This is a genomic window from Bacillus sp. T-10(2022), from assembly GCF_056502895.1.
The window spans coordinates 3,271,885-3,293,063 of sequence record NZ_CP113518.1; the positions used below are offsets into that span (position 1 = coordinate 3,271,885).

The following is a 21,179-nucleotide window of genomic DNA, read 5'->3' on the forward strand; positions in this document are numbered from 1 at the left end:
ATATGTTGATTTTCACGATTGAATTCCTCATTGTCGCTCTTTAGGGAGCGAATTTTTTTTGCTTTCATTAATATCCACTAATTCCCTGTAATTCCATTCAGTTTCTTGCATCGTGATCGACTTACCTATTTGTACTTTCCTTCCCTCCTTATCAAGTCCCTTTCATTTCCTAATTAGAAGCCTGATTCCTTGCAAAAACAAGCAGAAAGCCGAGCGACATCATGCGTCTTCCGCTCAGCTTCCTGTTTACGCTTGTTTCTTTTTTTTCGGTGCCGCTTTCTTTCGGGTCGTCTTTTTCTTTTCCGGTTCATCATGTTTTGTACGGTCTATGGATGCCTGTAATGCCTCCATTAAATCGGTTACATTGTTGGAAACTGGTTCTTTTGTTTTCGCTGTAATCGTCGTCTGTCCCGTTTTCTTTGATTCAATCAATTCTAGTAACGCGGTTCGATAGTCATCGGTGTATTTTGTCGGATCGAAAGTAGTCGTTAATTGATCTATCAATAATACGGCAGTATCGATTTCTTTTTTTACAATGGTATCATTGGCAGGGATATTCGGAACATCCGCTGTGGAGCGGACTTCATCCGGATAATGAATCGTTTCCATCACCAAGGTATTATCAACGACTCGGATAACCGCCATTTGTTCTTTAGAGCGAATGATGATTTTTGCCAACCCCACCTTATTCGATTCCTTGAGGGCCTGCCTCAAAAGGGAATAAGCTTTTATCCCCCCGTCATTAGGGGACATGTAATAACTCCGGTTAAAATAAATGGGATCTATTTCTTCAATTTTAACGAAATCCACGATTTCCACGGCTTTTTCTTCGTTTTGTTTTTTCAGTTGCTCCAGTTCATTGTCTTCCAATACAACAAACTTTCCCTTTGTATACTCAAAAGCGCGGACTATATCATCCTTCCCCACTTCTTTCTCGCATACCGGACAAACCTTTTCGTATTTAATCGGTGAATGACATTCCTTATGCAACGTCCTTAAAGATATATCCTTATCCTCCGTTGCAGCATGAAGTTTAATCGGAATGTTCACCAAACCGAATGATATGCTCCCCTTCCACATCGTATGCATATTCGTCACCTCATAACTTATTTTTAATGAGAAGAACAATTTTATTATTCCCCTTTGTTCAAAAAAAACCGAAAAAACAATTGCCAACTCTAACACTTCGTTTTTTTGGCAAAATAATGGTATCAATTATTTGCGGAGGTAAATACAAAAATGAAACCGATGCTGCCTACCTATTACCCTGAAGCCCCCAACTCAAAGGATTGGCGTTATGAAGTCAAATATGACGGCTTTAGGGCTATATTAACGATAGACTCCGATACCATAAGCATTTCGAGTCGGAATGAGAAGGAATTATCACCACAATTCCCAGAAATCATTGCTTACATCAAAGACCTGGGCCTGGAAGATTATCTCCCGCTTCAGTTAGATGGAGAATTGGTCTGGCTCACCAATCAGGCGAAAGCAGACTTTTTTCAAATACAGTGGCGAGGACGCCTTGGGAAACAATCCTTAATTTCAGAAAATGCCCGCTATTCCCCATGTCGGTTTATAGCGTTTGACCTGCTTCGCATCAGCGGAAAAGACGTAGCAGCTAAACCTATGGTGGAACGAAGGGAATTGATGTTGAATATGGGGGAAAAACTCGGTCTTCCCATGCCTCCTAATCCCAACGATAAGGCTTTGATACAATTAATAGAGAGTTTTGACGTTTTGGATAATGTCTTGAATAAGGTCACCCTGTTAGATGGCGAAGGGGTTGTCGCCAAGGAAATTCGTGGTGCTTGGCAAGAAGGAAGACGTACAACAGCTTGGATTAAGGTGAAAAATTGGAAGACCGTTTCTTGTTTCATTACAGCATTGCACAAAGAAAATGGTTACGTTTCCCTCGCAGTTTTCAAAGAAGGTGCCGTAACGAAAATCGGAAGTGTCAAAAATGGACTGAGTGCTCGAGATAAAAGTATATTGCATCAATTGATCAAGCAAAATGCATCAGATGAAGATGCACAATTTTTTTATATCCATCCATCCATTTGCATCGAAGTTCAATTCTTACACGTATATGAGGAAAATGAATTGCGTGAACCTCAGTTTTCGCAATGGCTCTTGCAAACGACTCCCGATGAATGTACCTGGGAGAAATTTGTGCTAGGCCAATACACATTTCCAGATACGGTACAAATAACTTCCAGAGATAAACCGCTTTGGATAACAGAAGGTAAACAGGTGGTGAAAGTTGAATACCTTCATTATTTACGGGAGGTTTCAGCTTTCTTCTTACCATTCTTGAAGGATAAACTGCTTACGACGATCCGCTATCCACATGGCACTTTGGATAAAGAAAGATTTTTCCAGAAAAACAAACCTGATTATGCGCCGGCCTTTATTAAAACGTTCATGGATGAGGATATCGAATACATGCTGTGTAACGATATTGAAACGCTTCTTTGGTTTGGTAATCAGCTTGCATTGGAATTCCATGCCCCCTTTCAGAAAGCGGGTAAAACAAGACCCGACGAAATCGTCCTGGACTTAGATCCCCCTTCCATCGAATTTTTCTCCTTTGCGATAAAGGCCGCACAGGAAATTAAAAAAGTGATGGAATCATTAAGGATTAAAGCTTTTGTAAAAACTTCAGGTAACAAAGGACTGCAAATTCACATTCCATTGCCTGAAGACAGATTTACTTATCAGGAGACACGCATATTCACCGACTTTCTTGGTGACTACTTAACAAGTTCCAACCCAAATGATTTTACAACGGAAAGAATGAAAATAAATCGGCACAATCGACTTTACTTGGACTTTGTGCAGCATAGTGAAGGAAAAACCATCATCCAGCCTTATTCCCCACGGGGAAATTCTTTCGCGGGTGTGGCTACACCTTTGTTTTGGGAGGAAGTCGACGAAAATCTCCAGTTAAAGAACTATACGATTGAAACCATCCCAAACAGAATAAAAAGGGATGGATGTGCTTTTATGGATTATAGACTTGTCGATAATGGACCAGCCTTTTTGGAAGTTTTGTCGTTCCTAAAACAAAAAAAGACCAACAACTGAAGTAAACCCATAAATCGAATAATTTGTGAACGGTCGAATAAAGTGCGGTGTAGGTCGAATGAAATCACGAACGGTCGAATAAAGTGCAGTGAAGGTCGAATAAAATCACGAACGGTCGAATAAAGTGCGGTGTAGGTCGAATAAAATCACGAACGGTCGAATAATTTGCGGCGAAGGTCGAATAAAATCGTCATCGGCCTGATAAAGTACGGTGAAGGTCGAATAAAATCGTCAACGGCCTGATAAATGGCGGTGAAGGTCGAATAAAATCGTCATCGGCCTGATAATTTGCGGCGAAGGTCGAATAAAATCGTCATCGGCCTGATAATTTGCGGTGAAGGTAAAAATAACTGGGTGGATTATCGAGAAAAAGCTCTGGAAAGGTACGGCGAAGGACGAAAAAAGTGCTCCGGCTGAAATCAACTGAAACTTTTTTCAAAAAGAAAACTGCAGGCAAACTCGCTTTTCTTCGAGTTCGCCTGCAGTTTAAAAATTTCATTATAATTTTGTATTCAAATAACTTTGCACTTCATCCTGAAGCTTGGCATATAAGCTTGTTTCCAATTCAAAATCCTCTTTTTCAAGCATTTCAAATTTTTCAGGCTGATCTAAGTCTATTTCAATCGATACCTCGAATTCATAGGTTGCATTCCCGATTAAATCAATTGAATACTTTTGGCTTTCTTCATCATGATGGACAACGCATTTAACTTTTCCGCCGTTATTGTAGACAGATATTTCACTTTCCAATGCGTTTAAACCAACAGAGCATGTTACAAGGCTTGAAGCAGACATCGCCGTTCCACATGCATTCGTGAAGCCTACTCCCCGTTCGAATGTCCGCACATAAATGCTCCCTGGTTCCAGCTCTTTCACAAAGCTGACATTGACACCATCAGGGAAAAGTTCATTCGGTTGATTGACCTTTGTTGAAAGTTCTTCCTGCAAATCACTTTGTAAAACGTCACTATCGACGAGAGTGATCAAATGTGGATTAGGAACCGCCAATGCCGAAAATAGCAGGGTATCATGAAGTTCCGGCATTGGTTCGTTTTGCAGCTGTTCTTTAGCCAATACAAGAGGTAGATCCTTCACATTAAAACTTACTGGTGAAATTTCCACCTTGAAAGTCGGAATGCCCTCATAAATATCTTCCGTTTTTTCCACGAGTAGATCCGCCTTCATGGTTTCCACGATCATTTTATCTAGCCCTAAAACGTCGTTCGCGTAACGTGCAACACAACGAAGTCCATTGCCGCACATCGAGGCTTCCGAACCATCCGCATTAAAGACACGCATCCGGCAATCAGCATGTTCACTTTTCATTACAAACAAAATACCATCCGCTCCAAGCTTCTCCCTATTGCATAGGGCCTTCGCGAAATTTTTCCGCTGTTCTTCAGTAAACGTCAGGGTTGTAGTCAATTCATCAATGATCAAGAAATCATTTCCTGAACCATGGCTTTTTAAACCTTCAATAATCATCCTGTCACATCCTCTAATATGCTGCTTGTCATTTATCATTTTTTTAATATTCTATATCATAGCATTTTAAAGATGGATGTGTCATCGCGTAAATCACAATAAATCCTTTTTTCGACGAAAAACCCAATAAGAAAAGCGGTTGGAATAAGAATTAACTCATACTCCAACCGCTCTTTTGAATTATTAACCGATCATACCGATGATGAAATAGACGATAAACATTCCGGCACTCACATACATCGGGGCTGACACTTCTCTCGCTTTTCCGGTTACAAGCTTCAAGAAAGGGTACAGAATGAAACCGAATGCCATTCCATCGGCAATACTGTAAGTGAAAGGAATGATCGTGATGATCATGATTGCAGGTATGCTCTCGGTTAAATCGCTGAAATCCAGCTTTTTTATATTTCCGAGCATCAAAATGCCAATGATAATCAAGATGGGGGCAATGGCGCTATCAGGGATTACTTTAATCACCGGTATAAATAACAGTGATAAAATGAATAGCACGCCTGTCACCACTGAAGTAAAACCAGTCCTGCCTCCTGATGCGATTCCAGCTGCCGTTTCTACTGTTGCAACGGTAGGACTCGAACCGAATAAGCCTGATAATAGAACGGACACACTTGTCGCCTGGAGCGACTTTTTATAGGCATCCTGGCGGTTGATACTGTCTACATGCCCGTGTACAAGACCAATATTCTCAAATACAAGAACCATCGTCATCGCAAATACACTTATCCAGAATTCAATCCGGTTTGCTTCCAGGAACGATAATGAAAAGAAAAGATCGCCGTAGGAAGCTGTGTCTATGCCTGAAAAATGGATATCCGATAGTTGAACCGTCCCGAACCAATAGGCAATGAGGCTGCCTGCCAGGATGGTAATCATGAAATTACCGGGGACATTCTTGATGAACAGCGTGATTGCCAGTAAAAAGGTCAACACCGTTGCACACACCGCTGGATCGCTTAAATCTCCGAGTGCGACGATTGATGATGAACCTCCTGTGATTATCCCGCCCTTTTCAAGACCGATTAGCATCAAGAATAAGCCAAGACCGACAGATATGGCTTCTTTTATCGAACTTGGAATCGAATCACTGATTAACTTAGAGTATTTTGTAAAAGCGATGATTACAAAAATTACCCCTGAGATAAACACAGCACCAAGAGCCGATTGCCAAGATAGACCCATTCCTTGAACCATGGTATAAGCAAATAGGGCATTTACGCCCATTCCTGGAACGAGAAGGATTGGGACATTCGCCCAAAGTCCAATCATGACACAGCTTAAAGCAGATAAAAGAATCGTGGCGATCACTGCACCATTAATCGGTATGCCAGCTTCCGATAAAATCAGGGAATTCACGATGAGAATATAGACTATCGTAAAATAGCCGACCACTCCAGCAAGGATTTCACGCTTTCCATTCGTTCCATAGTCGGAAAAGTGAAAAAACGTTTCCAAGTTTAATTTCTTCATGTTGTATCCTTATTAAATTTATCCCTCGCCCACCCGTTTGTATTAGTGACAAACTACACTTGGCGATTTTAACAAAAAAAAGGATAAAAAGAAATAGTAATGATAAAAAATTGAAAAAAACTGCCGGAAATAATCCCGACAGTCTCAATGTATATATTATTTTTGTTCTTGTGAATACCCATCGACTACCAATTCCAGCTTCCCAGTATCAGGCGAAATGATTAGACCATGCACAGGAATATTTTTAGGGATCAAAGGATGTCCTTTAATCACTTCGACGCTGTTCTTACAACTTTCATAAACATCATCAAATCCGCGAAGCCAACTGCGGATATCGATTCCTGCAGCTCCCAGTGTATCGATGGTGCTCTTTGGTATATCACGTTCGATCATCTTGTCTACTACAGAATCGGCATCGACTGATGCCATTCCGCAGTCATGGTGAGGTATGACCAATACTTCATCTGCCTTTAGCTCATAAATAGCAATAAGGATACTCCGCATGACACTTCCGAATGGGTGGGAGACGATTGCCCCGGCAGTTTTCAGGATTTTGACATCGCCATTTTTGACATTCAAGGATTTTGGCAATAGTTCAACGAGCCGAGTGTCCATACAGCTTATGATGACCATACGTTTCTCAGGAAACTTATCCGTCCTATACTTAACATAGTCACCTTTTTCTACAAACTGTTCATTATAATCAAGAATCTCATTAAGTAAACTCATATTTACCACCTTTTTAAATGTATTTAATCTATGTATTCCACTATGATTATATCAAATAATTAAAAGATTTGCTAAAGGATAACCATAGTCAATTTGAACGATGATTCAGAGTAGCTGCACAGAACCCAAAGACAATGATTTTAGGAATTTCAGCAACATTTGATGAAAAAGAAAGTATGGGTGTATTTGTCTTGAATCGTTTACCCCACTCCAAAGGCATCCAGCCTTCTTGGTATGAAGCGATCTTTTCCCCGTCTTTTGTGGCAATCTCGAAAGATTTCACACTTCCCGTCGTTTCAATTGGCATCCATTCCGTACCGTCTTCCTTATAGATCATTCCATTGATCTTCACGAATGACCGATTTTCTTGATACGATCCAATAATGCCGCCCTGATCATCCATGATCGTCATTTTATTGAAAAGGCCCCTTTTGATATGGTACTTAGCCAGCAAACGCCCCTCATGGTCCACCAGTTCATATCGCTTGGTCATGAGTATCGACAAGAAATTGGGAATCATCCACATGAACCACTTCATATTCAAATCCCGTATCTCGCCCATTTGTGACCCATCCGGCGCAAAGAGAAGCAGGCGCAATGTCGGTGCTGGCATAAAAGTCAATAAAACATGTTCATTTTTTAATAACCCGGCATTCGTCCCGATGTGTTCATCAGGCAATTCCTTCATTCTATTTTCATATATACGATGACTGACAAATTGGGCAATGCTAAAGAAAATAAAAGGAGACGTTATCAATAATATATTGCCCGGTATCATCGCAAAAATATGGCAAATGAAAAAGACGACGGCCAAAAGAAGAGATATCCAAGATGCATGAAAATTTGAATTGCTCGTTTTCTGATAATATTCACGTATATTCATATCCCGCTCTGCTCCTCACTCCTTACAAGAAAGATTACCGCCTTAAGGGCGGCCATTGATTAGCAGTACCACAATCCGCCCGGCATCCGCTTCCTAAAAGTGCATGGAAGTAGTTATCATAATACTTTATTCGCTTTAATGTGATCTATTCCCTTTTTAATGAAAGGCAATTCCCAACACGGTCCAAATAAAAAAGGCCTCCGAATTGAACGGAATCTTATTGTAGACAAAATGGGTTCCTACCCAATTTTAGAACAAGACTAGATTATTCTTAATGTTTTTCACTGTATTCCTTATTGGATTGAAGAAATTTGCGACACTCCTGCCGAATTACTGGCTAGCCGAGACACCGCAGCCGCTAGGCGAGGAGGCTTGGCAGGCAGTCGGTGGAAAGGGAGCGGATTTCTGAAATACGTTTTCTAAATAAAAAAACTGCAGTCAAACTCGCTTTTCTTCGAGTTTGTCTACAGTCTCAAAGGACTCCGAATTGAACGGAATCCTTTTACATCATTCTATAATATCCTGAAGATCAACGGGAACCTGTAATCCGTTCCTTCATAAGCCCTAACAGCAGCAATGATGGTGAATACGACTAAAGCTATCCCGATAACCGGCAATAGCAAGAATCCAACCAATACTATAGTGAGTATCCCTGCGACTATTGAATATACGGTGTAGGAAATGAAAAAATTCAAGTATTCCCTTCCGTGATAATCCACAAATTGTGACGAGTCCTTCTTCAATAACCAAATCACCAAAGGACCGATAAATGCTGTAAAAAAGCTGATCACATAAATAAGGGCAGCAAACACTCTTTCATCTTTAGTAGGCATAGTGTCTTCTCCTCCTTTCTCATATGAATAATTACGAATCAAATGAAAAATAGTTTCATTTTTCCTTTCATTTTATTCGAAACCAGGTAAAATTGGACTGCTTTTTCTTGATAAAGACAATAAAATCCGGACATGTTCATCCGTCTTGTGCATACAGTTTAAAAAATGGATTGTCCTATACCTTCTAGAATGGAGTGATGTTTTTTTGCTGAATGAATTTCAAGCCTTCATCCTTGGGATCATTCAAGGCTTGACTGAGTTTTTACCTATTTCAAGTACTGGACATTTATATTTAGGACGGCATATCTTCCATCTTGACGAGGCCGGCATTTTTCTGGATACCATGCTCCACATCGGAACATTGCTTGCGTTATTGGTCGTCTATAAGAATGACATCATCGCCATTTTGAAAAATCCTTTCTCCAAAATGACTCTGCTTCTCATTGCTGGGACGATTCCTGCAGTGATTGCCGGCATTTTACTCGGAGATTGGTTTGATGGCCTTTCAAAAACAGGTGTCACCATAGGCTGGGAATTTTTAGCGACCGGACTGATTTTATGGGTAGCGGACGGAGTGAAAAAAGGGGCCAAATCACTTAATGAAATTTCCATTAAAGATGCCCTGATTATCGGTACCTTCCAAGCTGCTGCCATCATGCCTGCTCTTTCGCGCTCCGGCTTAACGATAGCCGCCGGCCTCTTCTGCAGATTGGATAGGGCCACTGCAGCCTATTTTTCCTTTTTGCTTTCAATTCCTGCCATTACGGGGGGGATCGTATTTCAGATGAAACCGATTTTTACTGGAGATGTTGAACGGCTTCCACTCACTGCGCTTTTCGTCGGAACCCTGGCCGCAGCAATCTTTGGTTATATAGCCGTAGTATGGATGATCGATTTCTTGAAAAAGCGTTCACTGAAAATATTCTCCATTTATGTGTGGGCCCTCGGCGCAATCATTTTATTCATGCAATTCACAGGTGAATTTTAAAGAAAAAAGCGGGCGGAAAAACCAGTTTTTCAAGGAAAAATGCAGGCGTTTGCATTACGATTTCACCCTTCGAAAAAAAGTTGAAATTTGACGAAAAAAAAAGGCAAAAAACCTATTCCCAAACCGTTTTTTTTTTAGTATTATACCTTCGTAAGGTTCTTTAGATTTGCATATTTTCTGACAATAAAAATAGGGAAGGCAAATGGTGCGCCACCGGTTTCCGGTTCTAGTGGGTTCGATTCCCACCCCGAAATTTTTTGATGAACGACTTAAAAAATTTCGAGGGTGGGCAGCGACTACGCATAAGAACTGCCCTCAAACGGAGGGACGGAAATGTTAAAAAAGAGAGATTTCACAGATTGTTTTTCTCTTTATGAACAAATGACGCATCCAGATGTCTTCCCTTTCGTGCGCCATAAGGTAGATTCATATGAAGAATATGTTTTCATCACTAAGCAAACGATCGAAGCCGAAGATGCTGGGCAACTCATTTCACGAACAATCTTGGATGAATGGGAAAATCCCATCGGTTGTATTTCTTTATATGATATTGAAAATGGTGCAGGTTTCTTAGGCACATGGCTTGGCAAGCCTTATCATGGAAAAGGGTATAATGCCATTGCAAAAGACGCTTTCTTCAAAGAGCTTTTTTTCGAGCTCGGTTTGGAAACGGTCTTCATGCGTATTCGCAAAAAAAATATCCGCTCTATAAAAGCCGCAGAAAAGCTTCCTTATGCCGTCAATGCCAACGAAACAAGAAAATCCCTTTATGATCAGATCAATCATGAAGGAGATATCTACGATTTGTATGAAATTCCTAAAGATTTATACACCTTTCATATCCTTAGACAGCATGATGATGACGAACAGCAGTTACTTGAAGCATAAAGCGAAGAACATTTCAACATGGCTTTGTTTATCTTTTCATATAATGGCCGGAGCTTCCAAACCTGGAAAGCTCTTTTTTCCATTTACATAGGATGTTTAAGATAGATTGCTGCAAATCCCTATTCTTTTTAGGGATATTTTTTTATAATGAATATAATTGACCAATTCATCAATATATTCAAAGCGTCATTGAAAGGACTTAATCATGAAAAAAACATTTGCTTTTATCGTGCAGCTTATCTTCCTGCTCATCATTTGCAAGCTCGGCTATTATTTAGCCAATTTACTTCAATTACCCATACCAGGCAACGTCATCGGCATGATCCTGTTATTCGGTTTATTACAGACGAAGGTCATAAAAGTCGAATGGATTGAACTTACTTCAGGATTTTTGGTAAAGCACCTAGCATTTTTCTTCATCCCCATTTCAATCAGTTTAATGACAATGGGATGGCTTTTCATTAAATTCGGTTTGCCATTGGCACTTACATTGGGAGTCAGCCTGATATTTGGATTCATAGTTTCAGCTTGGACCGTTCAGAAGCTATCCCATAGAGGAGAGGTTAAGCAGCATGACAGCGCTCATCACAACATATAGCATCTTGATAACCATCCTTGCCTATTTCATTGGAAGGAAAATATATGCCAAACATCCATCACCTTTTACGACGCCCGTATTTTTCAGTACGGTTACAATAATTCTCGTACTGCTGATCAGCGGTTTGGACTTCGAAGATTATTCACCGGGAAAAGACATAATCACCTATTTCCTGGGACCGGCTACCGTTGCCTTGGCCGTACCACTTTATAAAAATAGAAAGATAATCGTTAAATATGCAATGCCGGCAATTAGCGGCATGATATTTGGTCTTATAGTTACATTGATCATTGCCTTCGCCATCGCTAAAGCATTTTCTCTTCCGCAATTCATACTCCAAGGATTGGCGGTTAAATCCATTACAGTGCCCATCGCTGTTGAAATCACGGAACTTTATGGCGGAAATTCCAATATATCAGCAGCCTTCGTCATTTTGACTGGGGTGCTGGGTACGATGATCGCTCCAAAAATGATGGATAAACTAAACATCACGATGCCCTTCGCTCGCGGTATCGCTTATGGTACGATCGCTCATGGTCTCGGAACTGCTCAAGCTGCCCAGGAAAGTGAGTTCACCGGGGCTGTCGCAGGTGCGGCAATGGCTATCGCAGGTATCCTAATTTCCTGTTTTTTTCCTTTTATAAGTAATTTCCTATAAAAAGAACCGCAACGTCAACGACGTTGCGGTTTCTTTTTTATGATTTATCTTTTTGCAGATCGTCGTATAAACGCCTAAGAATATAGGTTTTATACAGCTCCAACTTTTTTTTCTCAATTGGATGATAGCTTATCCCTGCAGCTTTTAGCTGCTGAATGAACCATCCTTTGGAATATTCATAAGCCATTCTACCCCCTCCTCTGTTCGAAAAAGATATGCTGCATAGAGGGGATTGATACTTATTTTTTTGCAGCCATTACTTGAAGTAATAATTCATACATTTCAGCTGCCGTTTTAAATGGGCGTTTTTGACGCATTTTTTCCTGATATTCATTCGATTGTTCCAATAAATCCGCTAATGTAGCATTAAAAATCCGGTCATTTAACTCTTCTTCCTGAATGACTTTACAAAAGCCCTGTTTTTCAAAGCTTGACGCATTCAGGATTTGATCTCCGCGAGATGCATTGGCACTTAGAGGGATAAGCAGCATCGGCTTTTGCAAACCAAGGAATTCAAAGATTGAATTTGAACCTGCCCTTGACACAACGACATCAGCAGCCGCCAAAAGATCGAATAATTCTTCATGTACGAATTCAAAAGGAGCATATCCCCTTTGTTTCAATTCCAGTTTCACATTTCCCTTCCCGCAAATGTGTATAATCTGGTAATCCTTTAATAAAGCATCTAGGTTATCTGTAATCATATTATTGATTTTAACGGCCCCAAGGCTCCCGCCCATAACGAGTAACACCGGTTTGTTATTCGTGAATCCACAGAATGCCTTACCAGCAGAAGCGTTTCCCTTAAAAATCCCATCGCGCAATACAGCGCCTAGATACATGGCCTTTTCTTTCGGAAGGTCTTTTTCCGTTTCTTGGAAAGTGGTGAAAATTTTCGATGCAAGTGGCATGGCAATCTTATTAGCCAGACCAGGCGTATAATCCGATTCATGTATTGCAATTGGTATTCTCAGCATCCTGCCTGCCAAAACGACTGGAACCGAAACGAATCCACCTTTAGAAAAAATGAAATCCGGCTTGGTCTTTTTTAATATTTTTCGTGCATCAAAAATCCCTTTTATGACCCGGAAAGGGTCTTTCATATTTTCAACAGATAGATAACGTCGGAATTTACCAACGGAAATCGTTTCATAACGGACCTCGGGAAATTCCGTTTCGATGATATTTTTTTCAATGCCTTTTTTTGAACCAATATAAGTAACATCCCAATCATGCTTTAAAAATTCCGGGATGATTGCTGCATTAACAGATACATGACCGGCAGAACCGCCTCCGGTAAATACTATTTTCTTAGTCAATATTTCCACCTTCCAAACTTAAAAAATCACTTTGCATCCATATTACCATATATCCTTGCCATTAATAACTTGAAAAAGTATTCAGTGAACCGCAAAATCCCCGTGAGGAAAGTAATCATCGATTATTTTTCCTTTTTCAGCATGAATATATTATAATCTTAGTATTCTACAATACTACAAGATACATTGGAGGAGTAATACATTGCAAGAAGTTTCTGAATCACTCAATCAATTTGATGGGATCGAAGCCTGGACCAAATTAGGAATTTCCATTGGCATTTTTCTAATCTTCCTTTTGCTTCGGAAAGTATTTACTACATATATATTCAAGTTCTTTCTACGAATTGCAGAAAAACGCAAAGTAGAATTTGCAGCCAACTTAATGCTCGCAATAGAACAGCCGGTAAGATGGCTTATCGTTTTAATTGGTGTTATCATTTCACTGCACTATTTTCCGATCGACTCACCTTTGGTTGAATTAAGATCGAAAATATACAGATCGGTTTTTGTCTTCTTATTCTTTTGGACGATTTTCAATATCAGTTCAATCTTAACCATTTTATTTCCGAAATTAGTAGGTAAATTCGGGCTTGAAGTCGATCAAATCGTCATGCCGTTCTTTACGAAAATCATAAACATAATCATCATTGCTTTTGGTGCCTCCATCATTGCGGAAGAATGGGGATTTAATGTCGATGGATTCGTTGCAGGGCTTGGTTTGGGTGGGTTGGCTTTCGCTCTTGCCGCTAAAGATACAGTCAGCAATTTCTTTGGAGGAATCGTCATCGTTACCGAAAAACCTTTTACCATAGGAGATTGGATCAAAACTCCAAGCGTGGAGGGAACCATTGAAGACATCACATTCAGAAGCACCAAAGTTCGGACTTTTGCCCAAGCTTTAGTTACAGTCCCAAATGCAACCCTTTCGAATGAACCGATCATCAACTGGTCCAAGATGGGAAAAAGACAGATTGCCTTCCATCTAGGTGTGAATGTCACGACACCAAAAGAAAAATTGGAAAATGTCATTAAAGACATAGAAAGAATGCTGATTGATCATCCTGAAGTCCATCCGGAAACAATTTTGGTTAAATTTGATGAGTTCAGTCATTCCGGTTTCAATCTTTACCTTTATTTCTTCACGAAAGCGACGGACTTTGGAGGATATTTATCAATCAAAGAAGATGTGAACTTTAAAATAATGGAGATATTGGAACAGGAAGATGTACAAATTGCCATTCCGTCCCAAGCATTCATTCTTCAAAAAGACTCAAATATGGAAGCCATGAATGATTTTGAATCCATGCGCGACTGACAAAAAGACTTGCCCTAAACGGCAAGTCTTTTTTAGCTTCAAATAAAAACTCTTAAAACATCACATGCTTATGTGATATAATTCTTTCATTGTGTTGAAAATTCCAAATATTGATATTGAGGTACTTTAATGAATCAGACTTATACTAAATCACAAAAGATCCGCCTGTTATTTTATATATTGATACCTATCCTGATAACCCAAATCAGCATGTATGCCATGACCTTTTTTGATGTGATGATGTCGGGACAATACAGCACCCAGGACGTTGCTGGCGTCTCCATCGGCAGTTCGCTATGGACACCCGTATACACGGGGCTGAGCGGGATATTGATTGCCTTAACGCCGGTGGTTTCACAGCTGGTCGGTTCCAGGCAGTCTAAATCCGTTTCCTATTCCGTGATGCAGGCCATTTATTTAGCTATCACTTTAGCCTTGTTCATATTAATCATTGGGGCGTTTTCTTTGAACCCCGTATTGAATGCCATGGACCTTGAAGATAGTGTCCACATGGTTGCTCATGATTATTTGATTGCACTTTCACTCGGTATCATTCCTTTATTCGTTTATAATGCGTTAAGGGCCTTCATTGATGCTCTGGGGCAGACCAGAATCTCCATGATCATCACCTTATGTGCACTTCCGGTAAATGTCCTTTTTAATTACCTGTTAATCTACGGGAAGTTTGGATTCCCCGAACTTGGCGGTGTCGGTTCCGGGTACGCCACTGCCATTACTTATTGGTTAATTGCCCTGGTGGCCATCCTTGTTGTAATAAAAATCAACCCGTTTTCGACATATAAGGTTTTCAATGAATTTTTCCGGGTTTCCTGGAAAGAATGGCGGGCTTTATTATTGATTGGGGTACCCATCGGGCTGGCTATCTTTTTTGAAACAAGCATTTTCTCGGCCGTCACCCTTTTGATGAGTAAGTATGATACCGTGACAATTGCATCGCATCAGATTGCCATGAATTTTGCGTCCCTGCTTTATATGATACCGCTAAGTATATCCATGGCTTTGACGATCGTCATTGGATTTGAAATTGGGGCAACCCGTTATAAAGATGCAAAAGTGTATAGCTGGATTGGCATATCGATGGCCTTGACGATGTCGCTCGTTTTGTCGACCATCCTATTCCTCTTCCGTGAACCTGTGGCTTCTTTATACACTAAAGATCATGAGGTAATGATGCTGACTTCACATTTTTTAGTATATGCCATCTTCTTTCAGATATCGGATGCCCTCCAGGCACCCATTCAGGGTATATTGCGTGGATATAAAGATGTTAATGTCACATTTGCGATGTCACTGGTCTCCTACTGGATTCTCGGGCTTCCCATTGGCTATTTTTTTGCAAAGTATACCGATATGGGAGCCTTTGGGTATTGGATCGGCTTAATAACCGGCTTGGCTCTCGGAGCTATAGGCTTGGCGGCTCGCTTACGGTTCATACAGCAAGTGAAATATAAAAAAATGGCGTAAAAAAAGTGGGGCTGGATTACACCGGCCTCACTTTTTTTCATTCTGAATTCAAATTCTAAACCACTAGGCTTTATATATTTTCCCAAGAACATCCTTACCGCCTGTTACCGGTATGATGCTCCCGGTAATGAAATCTGATTTTTCATCACAAAGGAACGTGATGACCCTCGCTATATCTTCCCCCGTACCCGGTCTGCCAACTGGAACCGTATCATCCTTTTCTGCTCTCGCGACCCTAATTTCCTCCTCTTTCCAATCCCCTATGATATCACCAGGACAAACCATATTCACGGTGATTCCATGTGTAGCTTCTTCCGCAGCTAAAGTTCTTGTCAAGGAAGTCAAGCCGCTCTTTGCAGCGGCAAAAGCAGAACGATAGATCCAACCTGGTGCAGTTTCACACCGTTCAAACCCTAATGTAATGACTCTGCCCCAGTTTCTACTGCGCATTTGTGGAATAAGTTCCTTCGCAAAAAAGAAAAAACCATTTAAATTCCCGTCCATGATGTACTTCCATTCATCGCTGCCATATTCAGTCATGGGTTTACGATCATGCATATATGGCCCTGCGTTATGAATGAATATATCAACATGGCCAAATGCCTCCAAAATCTTTTGCAAAATATTCCGGCAATCTTCCTCACTTGACGAGTCACCTTGAATCGCAAGTGCCTTAACATGATACATTTCCTGTAATTCATCCACTAATGCTAAAGCTGCCTTTTTACTTTTTCGATAAGTAATGATAATGGACATTCCATTATCCGCGAGTGAAAATGCCATCCTTTTGCCGATACCCGTTGCTCCACCAGTAATAAAAGCTACTTTTTCATCCACAGGCTTACCCTCTTTATCTAATGGATTTTACTTAATTATACATAAGTTTATTCCATTTTCTATAATTTAGTAATTATAAAAAAGAACCTCTGGGCTTTAGCTGCATAAAATATAACAAATAAACCTGTCAGACCAAAAGCAGGAGAGAGGAATTCAATATGTTTCCCTGGAATTCACTTTTTTCTTTTAAGAATAACCCGAACCAAAAGGAATTCATGAAAAATATGCAGCAAAGTGACGTTCAATCGTTCATTGAAAAGGTATTTTCACAAGTGATCCCTGACAATATGCAAGGTATGATGAACCAAAATGATGGCGGCTCACAAAAAGTAAATGCCAGATCTGAACATCCTTTACATGCCGAAGTATTTGAAACCCACTTATATGTCTTCGTAAGAATTCCAATAGACGATGAATCTTGGCTAAAGAAAATGAAACTTTACCATACATCTAACCAATCCATCATCGAGGGGATTCCTGAAGAGTCAGATCGGCATGTCATAACACTTCCCGCACCTGTAAAGAAAAAAGGGGCATCGGCCCAATATAAAGAATCAACATTGGAAATACGTCTTCAAAAAAGTTTCAATACACAGTATTCAGAAATCGATGTATCCGAGATTTAAGCGGCTTCACCGGGACCTCACTGATGTTAAGGTGCGGTTCCATTTATTTCTTGGTTCAATTCTTTTTAGATTTGGGTACATTATAGAGAACCAATCGATGTCACCATTGATTTTTTCCATGGAATGGAATGATCTATTCTCGCAAAAAAAAGCGCACCCCATGTAAAATGGGATGCACTTTTCTATTAATCTATTATTTTCCGATGAATTGTTGAGTCCAGTAGTTACCAGATTCTACGTAACCTACTCCAATATGAGTAAAGCTAGAATTCATGATGTTTTCACGGTGTCCTTGGCTATTCATCCAAGCTTGTACCACTTCTTCAGGTGTTTGTTGACCTTGTGCGATGTTTTCGCCAGCTGTTTTATAGCTGATTCCGAATTGTTTCATCATATCGAATGGTGAGCCGTAAGTTGGGCTATTGTGATCAAAGTAGTTTTTATCTTTCATGTCCTGAGACTTGATACGTGCAACTTTGCTCAACTCAGTGTCGATTTTAAGAGCTGACAAACCTTGTTTTTCACGTTCTGCATTAGTTAATTTAACAACTTCTTGTTCAAAAGCACTTAATTCAGAGCTTGTCTCTTGTTTTTCATCAGTTGATTTATCAGGTGTCACTTCCGGTGCTTCAGGTTTTGCTTCAGCTTCAGGTTTTGCTTCAGGTTTTGCTTGGTTCGCTGCTCCAGCTTCTTGACCTGGTGTTTGAACTGGTTTTTGAACTGGTTTTTGTTGTGCCTGCGCTGCAGGTAAAGTGATATTGTATTTAGCTAGGTATTGGTCAAGGACTTTTTGCATATCCTCTTTATTCATAGATTTGTAAGTTACTTGTTTAACAGTATCACAGTTGGCTGCTTCAGCTTGGTTAGCTCCTACTCCTGTGAATATAATAGCTGCAGCCGCTGCTGCTGACATAAACATTTTCTTTTTCATTCGTATTTCCTCCTGTGATGTTCGTTTTGTGTTGTGCTTTGCTTCTGGAATTATCATAACATGCACTTTTTGTAATAAATGCACCATCAATTTCCATCGAATTTAACAGGATACGAAAGAGAAAATATTATTATCCTAGTTTCAGAGAAAGCTTGCAAGAATCCTTTACCTATCTATGTTTCTTTTAGTGGTATATATACTCATATTTTTCCAGCCCTTACTTGTCAATGGTAGTTACATAGAACCATTTCCATTGAATACTAATAACTTTTTGTTGACATATCGTATTTAACCAACATAATATGACTTTCTTTACTTTTATGTTACAAATTTTTCGATTCAACTTCAACACGCCGTCTTTTGTCCTGATTATTTCTACCCTATTGCCTTGACCATTTTTCAAATAAAAAAACAATCCGGATTCACTCCCGAATTGTTTTGGTTTTGATAGTCATTCATCATTTCATTTCTTCATCATTTCATTTCTTCATCATCCATTTCGTCCATTTCCTTTTTCCCACCATTTTGTTCAGGAGTGCTTGGTTTCCCTATGACGAATTCTTTCTTTGGCATGTTGTGCATATCCCTTGCCGTTACATGGGCGTATACATAATAGGTTCCTTCTTCATCAAAAGTCTTTTCCAATTCATATATGCCGTTTCTTTTATGTTTTACTGCAATTTTGTCATGGTCATCGCTATTCGCAAGCCAAATTTCAAAACTGACATCATCTGCATCTGTCACAACTTCGTCCCCATAAGTCACTTTTGCCTGAAATTTCACAGGCTCATTCACTTTACCCTGAATTGGATCGACAGCTAAATCGACATTTAACATTTTCGGAATTTCCTCTTCCTTGCCGCATCCGGCCAAAAAAATTAACGTCATGCAAAATAACACGATTTTTTTCATTTTTGAACGTATCCCCTTTTTATGAATTCCATTCTTCTTTTATAACCGGTAGGATGACCCTGACTTTTGTTCCCCTTTTTTCCTTGCTTTCTATTTCGATTTTACCATTTTGCAATTCCACCAATTTTTTGACAATGGACAGTCCAAGCCCTGAACCGCCATCAAAACGGCTTCGTGCTTTGTTCACTCGGTAAAAACGATTCATGATATGTGGCAGATCCGCTTCCGGGATCCCGTTACCCGTGTCAGTAATCAGCAGTTCGCAATCATCTTTATGCTGAATTAGGGTAATATGGATCGCCCCTCCAGGATCCGTGTACTGAATGGCATTATCAAAAATGTTATGCAGGATCTGTTCCATCCTTCCTTCATCCCCAAAAATAATCGGATCTGGATCCAGATCCAGCTGCAAGTCCAATTGCTTTTCTTTTATTATCGGTTCATATTTCACAAGTACGTCTTCAATGAATTGGGCATAGGCAATCGGGATTTTATTTAACAAGAATGGATCACTATCCATTTTTGTTAAGTCCATCAGATCTCCCACAAGCCGCTGCAGCCTAAGTGCCTCCCTTGAAATGAGATGAAGGTATTTCCGTTGTTCTTCATCATTTTTCACGACACCATCCAATATGGCCTGTGTGTATCCCTTTACGTAACTAAGCGGGGTTCTGAGCTCGTGTGCTACATTTTCTAGAAATTCTTTTTTTCTTTCTTCTTCCAAATGGATGGAATTGGCCATATCATTAAAGGCTATTGCCAATTTACCTATTTCATCATGGCTCCTTACATGGACCTGTATGTCATAATTCCCCTCTGAAACACGATGGGCTGCAGTCTCTATTTCCTTAATCGGACTGATTAGCCTTTTCAACCATTTTGTAGTAAAAAATATCGCGACTATCAAGAATAATAGGACCGCTGCCAACCATTTTGCAGCAAATTCCTTAAGTAAGACCGTAATGGAATCTACTGGAATATATGTATAGATGATACCTTCGAGGCGATCTTCGTCAATCAGGGGTATGATCGCCGCTACAATGTTCTTTTCAAACCTTTTCTCATATCCCTCTTTTTCAACGGCTTTCCCATCTAAAAGCATTTGCCGTTCTTCTTCAGAAATAAGGGTATCATAATTGATTTCAAAAGGCAGACAGGCACTCAATTCCCTGGGATTGTTGACGACAAAGACCTCGCTGTCATTCTTACTGTTAAACCATTCAACTTTTTCCTTAAAGTCATCACTGATTTCACCGCCGGTATAATCCGCCCCTAGCAATGACGCTTCATTGACTAAATCTGTTTTAAGCTTCTCCACATATAGATTTTTATAATAATATTGAGAAAGTGAGTAAGCGAACAGTACGGAAAGGATGATGGCGGTGATGATGGTGAGCCATAATTTAAATGAGAGGGTTCGCCATTTATTGATCATTTCTTTTCCTCTATCTTATAACCGATTCCCCAGACGGTTTGAATGTAATCGGCCGCTCTTAATTTCATTCGTAACGTTTTGATATGGGTATCCACGGTACGTAAAGATCCTCCATATTCCCCGCTCCATACATTTTCAAGCAGTTGTTCACGGCTGAGTGCCTGGCTTTTATGCCGCATGAGAAATAACAGCAATTCGAATTCTTTCAAGGTTAAATTGATTGCCTTCCCTTCAACCAAAACCGTTCTGGATTGTAAGTTCAAGCTAATTTTACCGAATCGGACATGGTTTTGATTCTCTTCATTCAATGATAATTTCCCTGTCCTTCGCAATACAGCTTCCACTCTTGCGACCAATTCTCCTGGATTGAACGGCTTGACGATATAATCGTCGCCGCCAAGCTTCAGCCCTTTCACCTTATCCCATTCTTCACCTTTCGCACTGACAAAGATCACAGGGATCTCCCAATTTTCACGAATTTCTTCACAAACGGAGAAACCGTCCATACCTGGCATCATGATATCCAATAGGATTAAATCCACTTCCTCTGTTTCAACCATCCTTATAGCTTCTCTTCCATTCGCAGCTTGAAGGCATCGATAACCTGAGTTCAGCAAATACATTTCAACTAGATTTCGCATATCTTCTTCATCATCCACGACTAAAATGGTGTAAGCATGCATGT

22 protein-coding genes are annotated in these 21,179 nt (G+C 40.1%); 9 read left to right on the plus strand and 13 right to left on the minus strand.

What is annotated here, in order from left to right; translation table 11 throughout:
• Nucleotides 1–246 precede the first annotated feature (246 nt).
• Entirely contained in the window at nucleotides 247–1,089 is an 843-nt protein-coding gene (gene ku, locus OSJ91_RS15940) for a non-homologous end joining protein Ku (protein ID WP_309077882.1), read from the minus strand.
• A gap of 150 nt (nucleotides 1,090–1,239) precedes the next feature.
• Between ku and ligD the strand changes: the two genes are divergently transcribed.
• A complete protein-coding gene (gene ligD, locus OSJ91_RS15945; RefSeq protein WP_485890033.1) occupies nucleotides 1,240–3,087 on the plus strand; it encodes a DNA ligase D in 1,848 nt (615 codons plus the stop codon).
• Between the two features lie 498 nt (nucleotides 3,088–3,585).
• Here the strand turns inward: ligD and dapF are convergent, their stop codons facing one another.
• The 4 genes from dapF to OSJ91_RS15965 all read right to left on the minus strand — a co-directional run bounded on the left by dapF (nucleotide 3,586) and on the right by OSJ91_RS15965 (nucleotide 7,669).
• Nucleotides 3,586–4,572, minus strand: a complete 987-nt coding sequence (gene dapF / locus OSJ91_RS15950) for a diaminopimelate epimerase (protein WP_485890034.1) — start codon at nucleotides 4,570–4,572, stop codon at nucleotides 3,586–3,588.
• A gap of 183 nt (nucleotides 4,573–4,755) precedes the next feature.
• Nucleotides 4,756–6,057: an NCS2 family permease gene (locus OSJ91_RS15955; protein ID WP_350299124.1), complete on the minus strand. Its 1,302-nt coding sequence runs from the start codon at nucleotides 6,055–6,057 to the stop codon at nucleotides 4,756–4,758.
• A 156-nt stretch (nucleotides 6,058–6,213) separates the two neighbouring features.
• Nucleotides 6,214–6,786, minus strand: a complete 573-nt coding sequence (locus OSJ91_RS15960; protein ID WP_485890035.1) for a beta-class carbonic anhydrase — start codon at nucleotides 6,784–6,786, stop codon at nucleotides 6,214–6,216.
• Between the two features lie 88 nt (nucleotides 6,787–6,874).
• Entirely contained in the window at nucleotides 6,875–7,669 is a 795-nt protein-coding gene (locus OSJ91_RS15965) for a hypothetical protein (protein ID WP_413018406.1), read from the minus strand.
• Nucleotides 7,670–7,943: 274 nt separating this feature from the next.
• Between OSJ91_RS15965 and OSJ91_RS15970 the strand changes: the two genes are divergently transcribed.
• Nucleotides 7,944–8,078, plus strand: coding sequence for a hypothetical protein (locus OSJ91_RS15970; RefSeq protein ID WP_413018408.1), 135 nt, complete (start codon nucleotides 7,944–7,946; stop codon nucleotides 8,076–8,078).
• A gap of 103 nt (nucleotides 8,079–8,181) precedes the next feature.
• On the opposite strand, the gene OSJ91_RS15975 is transcribed toward OSJ91_RS15970, so the two are convergent.
• A complete protein-coding gene (locus OSJ91_RS15975) occupies nucleotides 8,182–8,502 on the minus strand; it encodes a DUF4870 domain-containing protein (protein ID WP_034311189.1) in 321 nt (106 codons plus the stop codon).
• A 208-nt stretch (nucleotides 8,503–8,710) separates the two neighbouring features.
• Here OSJ91_RS15975 and OSJ91_RS15980 point away from each other — a divergent pair, with 208 nt between their 5' ends.
• From OSJ91_RS15980 to OSJ91_RS15995, 4 genes are all read left to right on the plus strand, one after another.
• The gene (locus OSJ91_RS15980; protein ID WP_101225332.1) at nucleotides 8,711–9,490 is read left to right on the plus strand and encodes an undecaprenyl-diphosphate phosphatase; all 780 of its coding nucleotides are present in this window, start codon (nucleotides 8,711–8,713) and stop codon (nucleotides 9,488–9,490) included.
• Nucleotides 9,491–9,823: 333 nt separating this feature from the next.
• Nucleotides 9,824–10,378: a GNAT family N-acetyltransferase gene (locus OSJ91_RS15985; protein WP_034307447.1), complete on the plus strand. Its 555-nt coding sequence runs from the start codon at nucleotides 9,824–9,826 to the stop codon at nucleotides 10,376–10,378.
• 205 nt (nucleotides 10,379–10,583) lie between these two features.
• The gene (locus tag OSJ91_RS15990; protein WP_101225222.1) at nucleotides 10,584–10,976 is read left to right on the plus strand and encodes a CidA/LrgA family protein; all 393 of its coding nucleotides are present in this window, start codon (nucleotides 10,584–10,586) and stop codon (nucleotides 10,974–10,976) included.
• The gene (locus OSJ91_RS15995) at nucleotides 10,951–11,634 is read left to right on the plus strand and encodes an LrgB family protein (protein ID WP_485890036.1); all 684 of its coding nucleotides are present in this window, start codon (nucleotides 10,951–10,953) and stop codon (nucleotides 11,632–11,634) included. The genes OSJ91_RS15990 and OSJ91_RS15995 overlap by 26 nt, the downstream gene beginning before the upstream one ends.
• A 37-nt stretch (nucleotides 11,635–11,671) precedes the next feature.
• On the opposite strand, the gene OSJ91_RS16000 is transcribed toward OSJ91_RS15995, so the two are convergent.
• Together OSJ91_RS16000 and OSJ91_RS16005 are read right to left on the minus strand one after the other, a co-directional pair.
• Complete coding sequence (locus OSJ91_RS16000) at nucleotides 11,672–11,821, minus strand: DUF2639 domain-containing protein (protein ID WP_342601987.1); 150 nt, start codon at nucleotides 11,819–11,821, stop codon at nucleotides 11,672–11,674.
• 52 nt (nucleotides 11,822–11,873) lie between these two features.
• Nucleotides 11,874–12,962 (minus strand): undecaprenyldiphospho-muramoylpentapeptide beta-N-acetylglucosaminyltransferase, encoded by a 1,089-nt coding sequence (locus OSJ91_RS16005; protein WP_413018413.1) that lies wholly within the window; start codon nucleotides 12,960–12,962, stop codon nucleotides 11,874–11,876.
• A gap of 193 nt (nucleotides 12,963–13,155) precedes the next feature.
• On the opposite strand from OSJ91_RS16005, the gene OSJ91_RS16010 reads away from it, so the two are divergent.
• On the plus strand, nucleotides 13,156–14,268 hold the full coding sequence (locus OSJ91_RS16010) for a mechanosensitive ion channel family protein (protein ID WP_485890037.1): 1,113 nt from the start codon (nucleotides 13,156–13,158) through the stop codon (nucleotides 14,266–14,268).
• A 129-nt stretch (nucleotides 14,269–14,397) separates the two neighbouring features.
• Complete coding sequence (locus OSJ91_RS16015; protein ID WP_485890039.1) at nucleotides 14,398–15,753, plus strand: MATE family efflux transporter; 1,356 nt, start codon at nucleotides 14,398–14,400, stop codon at nucleotides 15,751–15,753.
• 63 nt (nucleotides 15,754–15,816) lie between these two features.
• Here OSJ91_RS16015 and OSJ91_RS16020 read toward each other — a convergent pair whose 3' ends face one another.
• The gene (locus OSJ91_RS16020; RefSeq protein WP_350299131.1) at nucleotides 15,817–16,590 is read right to left on the minus strand and encodes an SDR family oxidoreductase; all 774 of its coding nucleotides are present in this window, start codon (nucleotides 16,588–16,590) and stop codon (nucleotides 15,817–15,819) included.
• 158 nt (nucleotides 16,591–16,748) lie between these two features.
• Between OSJ91_RS16020 and OSJ91_RS16025 the strand changes: the two genes are divergently transcribed.
• Nucleotides 16,749–17,216, plus strand: coding sequence for an Hsp20/alpha crystallin family protein (locus OSJ91_RS16025; RefSeq protein ID WP_350299132.1), 468 nt, complete (start codon nucleotides 16,749–16,751; stop codon nucleotides 17,214–17,216).
• Between the two features lie 193 nt (nucleotides 17,217–17,409).
• Here OSJ91_RS16025 and OSJ91_RS16030 read toward each other — a convergent pair whose 3' ends face one another.
• From OSJ91_RS16030 to OSJ91_RS16045, 4 genes are all read right to left on the minus strand, one after another.
• Entirely contained in the window at nucleotides 17,410–18,147 is a 738-nt protein-coding gene (locus tag OSJ91_RS16030; protein WP_350299133.1) for a CAP domain-containing protein, read from the minus strand.
• Between the two features lie 474 nt (nucleotides 18,148–18,621).
• Entirely contained in the window at nucleotides 18,622–19,059 is a 438-nt protein-coding gene (locus OSJ91_RS16035; protein ID WP_350299134.1) for a FixH family protein, read from the minus strand.
• Nucleotides 19,060–19,078: 19 nt separating this feature from the next.
• Entirely contained in the window at nucleotides 19,079–20,494 is a 1,416-nt protein-coding gene (locus OSJ91_RS16040) for a sensor histidine kinase (protein WP_485890040.1), read from the minus strand.
• Nucleotides 20,491–21,177 (minus strand): response regulator transcription factor, encoded by a 687-nt coding sequence (locus tag OSJ91_RS16045; RefSeq protein ID WP_350299136.1) that lies wholly within the window; start codon nucleotides 21,175–21,177, stop codon nucleotides 20,491–20,493. The genes OSJ91_RS16040 and OSJ91_RS16045 overlap by 4 nt, the downstream gene beginning before the upstream one ends.
• Between the last annotated feature and the right edge of the window lie 2 nt (nucleotides 21,178–21,179).

What these genes read in the sequence shown, in the direction of transcription:
- OSJ91_RS16000 (WP_342601987.1), bottom strand. Translation starts at nt 11,821, where the DNA reads ATGGCTTATGAATATTCCAAAGGATGGTTCATTCAGCAGCTAAAAGCT.
- OSJ91_RS15995 (WP_485890036.1), top strand. Translation starts at nt 10,951, where the DNA reads ATGACAGCGCTCATCACAACATATAGCATCTTGATAACCATCCTTGCC.
- OSJ91_RS16025 (WP_350299132.1), top strand. Translation starts at nt 16,749, where the DNA reads ATGTTTCCCTGGAATTCACTTTTTTCTTTTAAGAATAACCCGAACCAA.
- OSJ91_RS15970 (WP_413018408.1), top strand. Translation starts at nt 7,944, where the DNA reads ATGTTTTTCACTGTATTCCTTATTGGATTGAAGAAATTTGCGACACTC.
- OSJ91_RS15960 (WP_485890035.1), bottom strand. Translation starts at nt 6,786, where the DNA reads ATGAGTTTACTTAATGAGATTCTTGATTATAATGAACAGTTTGTAGAA.
- ligD (WP_485890033.1), top strand. Translation starts at nt 1,240, where the DNA reads ATGAAACCGATGCTGCCTACCTATTACCCTGAAGCCCCCAACTCAAAG.
- OSJ91_RS16035 (WP_350299134.1), bottom strand. Translation starts at nt 19,059, where the DNA reads ATGAAAAAAATCGTGTTATTTTGCATGACGTTAATTTTTTTGGCCGGA.
- OSJ91_RS15975 (WP_034311189.1), bottom strand. Translation starts at nt 8,502, where the DNA reads ATGCCTACTAAAGATGAAAGAGTGTTTGCTGCCCTTATTTATGTGATC.
- ku (WP_309077882.1), bottom strand. Translation starts at nt 1,089, where the DNA reads ATGCATACGATGTGGAAGGGGAGCATATCATTCGGTTTGGTGAACATT.
- OSJ91_RS16015 (WP_485890039.1), top strand. Translation starts at nt 14,398, where the DNA reads ATGAATCAGACTTATACTAAATCACAAAAGATCCGCCTGTTATTTTAT.
- OSJ91_RS16030 (WP_350299133.1), bottom strand. Translation starts at nt 18,147, where the DNA reads ATGAAAAAGAAAATGTTTATGTCAGCAGCAGCGGCTGCAGCTATTATA.
- OSJ91_RS15965 (WP_413018406.1), bottom strand. Translation starts at nt 7,669, where the DNA reads ATGAATATACGTGAATATTATCAGAAAACGAGCAATTCAAATTTTCAT.
- OSJ91_RS15955 (WP_350299124.1), bottom strand. Translation starts at nt 6,057, where the DNA reads ATGAAGAAATTAAACTTGGAAACGTTTTTTCACTTTTCCGACTATGGA.
- dapF (WP_485890034.1), bottom strand. Translation starts at nt 4,572, where the DNA reads ATGATTATTGAAGGTTTAAAAAGCCATGGTTCAGGAAATGATTTCTTG.
- OSJ91_RS16040 (WP_485890040.1), bottom strand. Translation starts at nt 20,494, where the DNA reads ATGATCAATAAATGGCGAACCCTCTCATTTAAATTATGGCTCACCATC.
- OSJ91_RS15985 (WP_034307447.1), top strand. Translation starts at nt 9,824, where the DNA reads ATGTTAAAAAAGAGAGATTTCACAGATTGTTTTTCTCTTTATGAACAA.
- OSJ91_RS16045 (WP_350299136.1), bottom strand. Translation starts at nt 21,177, where the DNA reads ATGCATGCTTACACCATTTTAGTCGTGGATGATGAAGAAGATATGCGA.
- OSJ91_RS15990 (WP_101225222.1), top strand. Translation starts at nt 10,584, where the DNA reads ATGAAAAAAACATTTGCTTTTATCGTGCAGCTTATCTTCCTGCTCATC.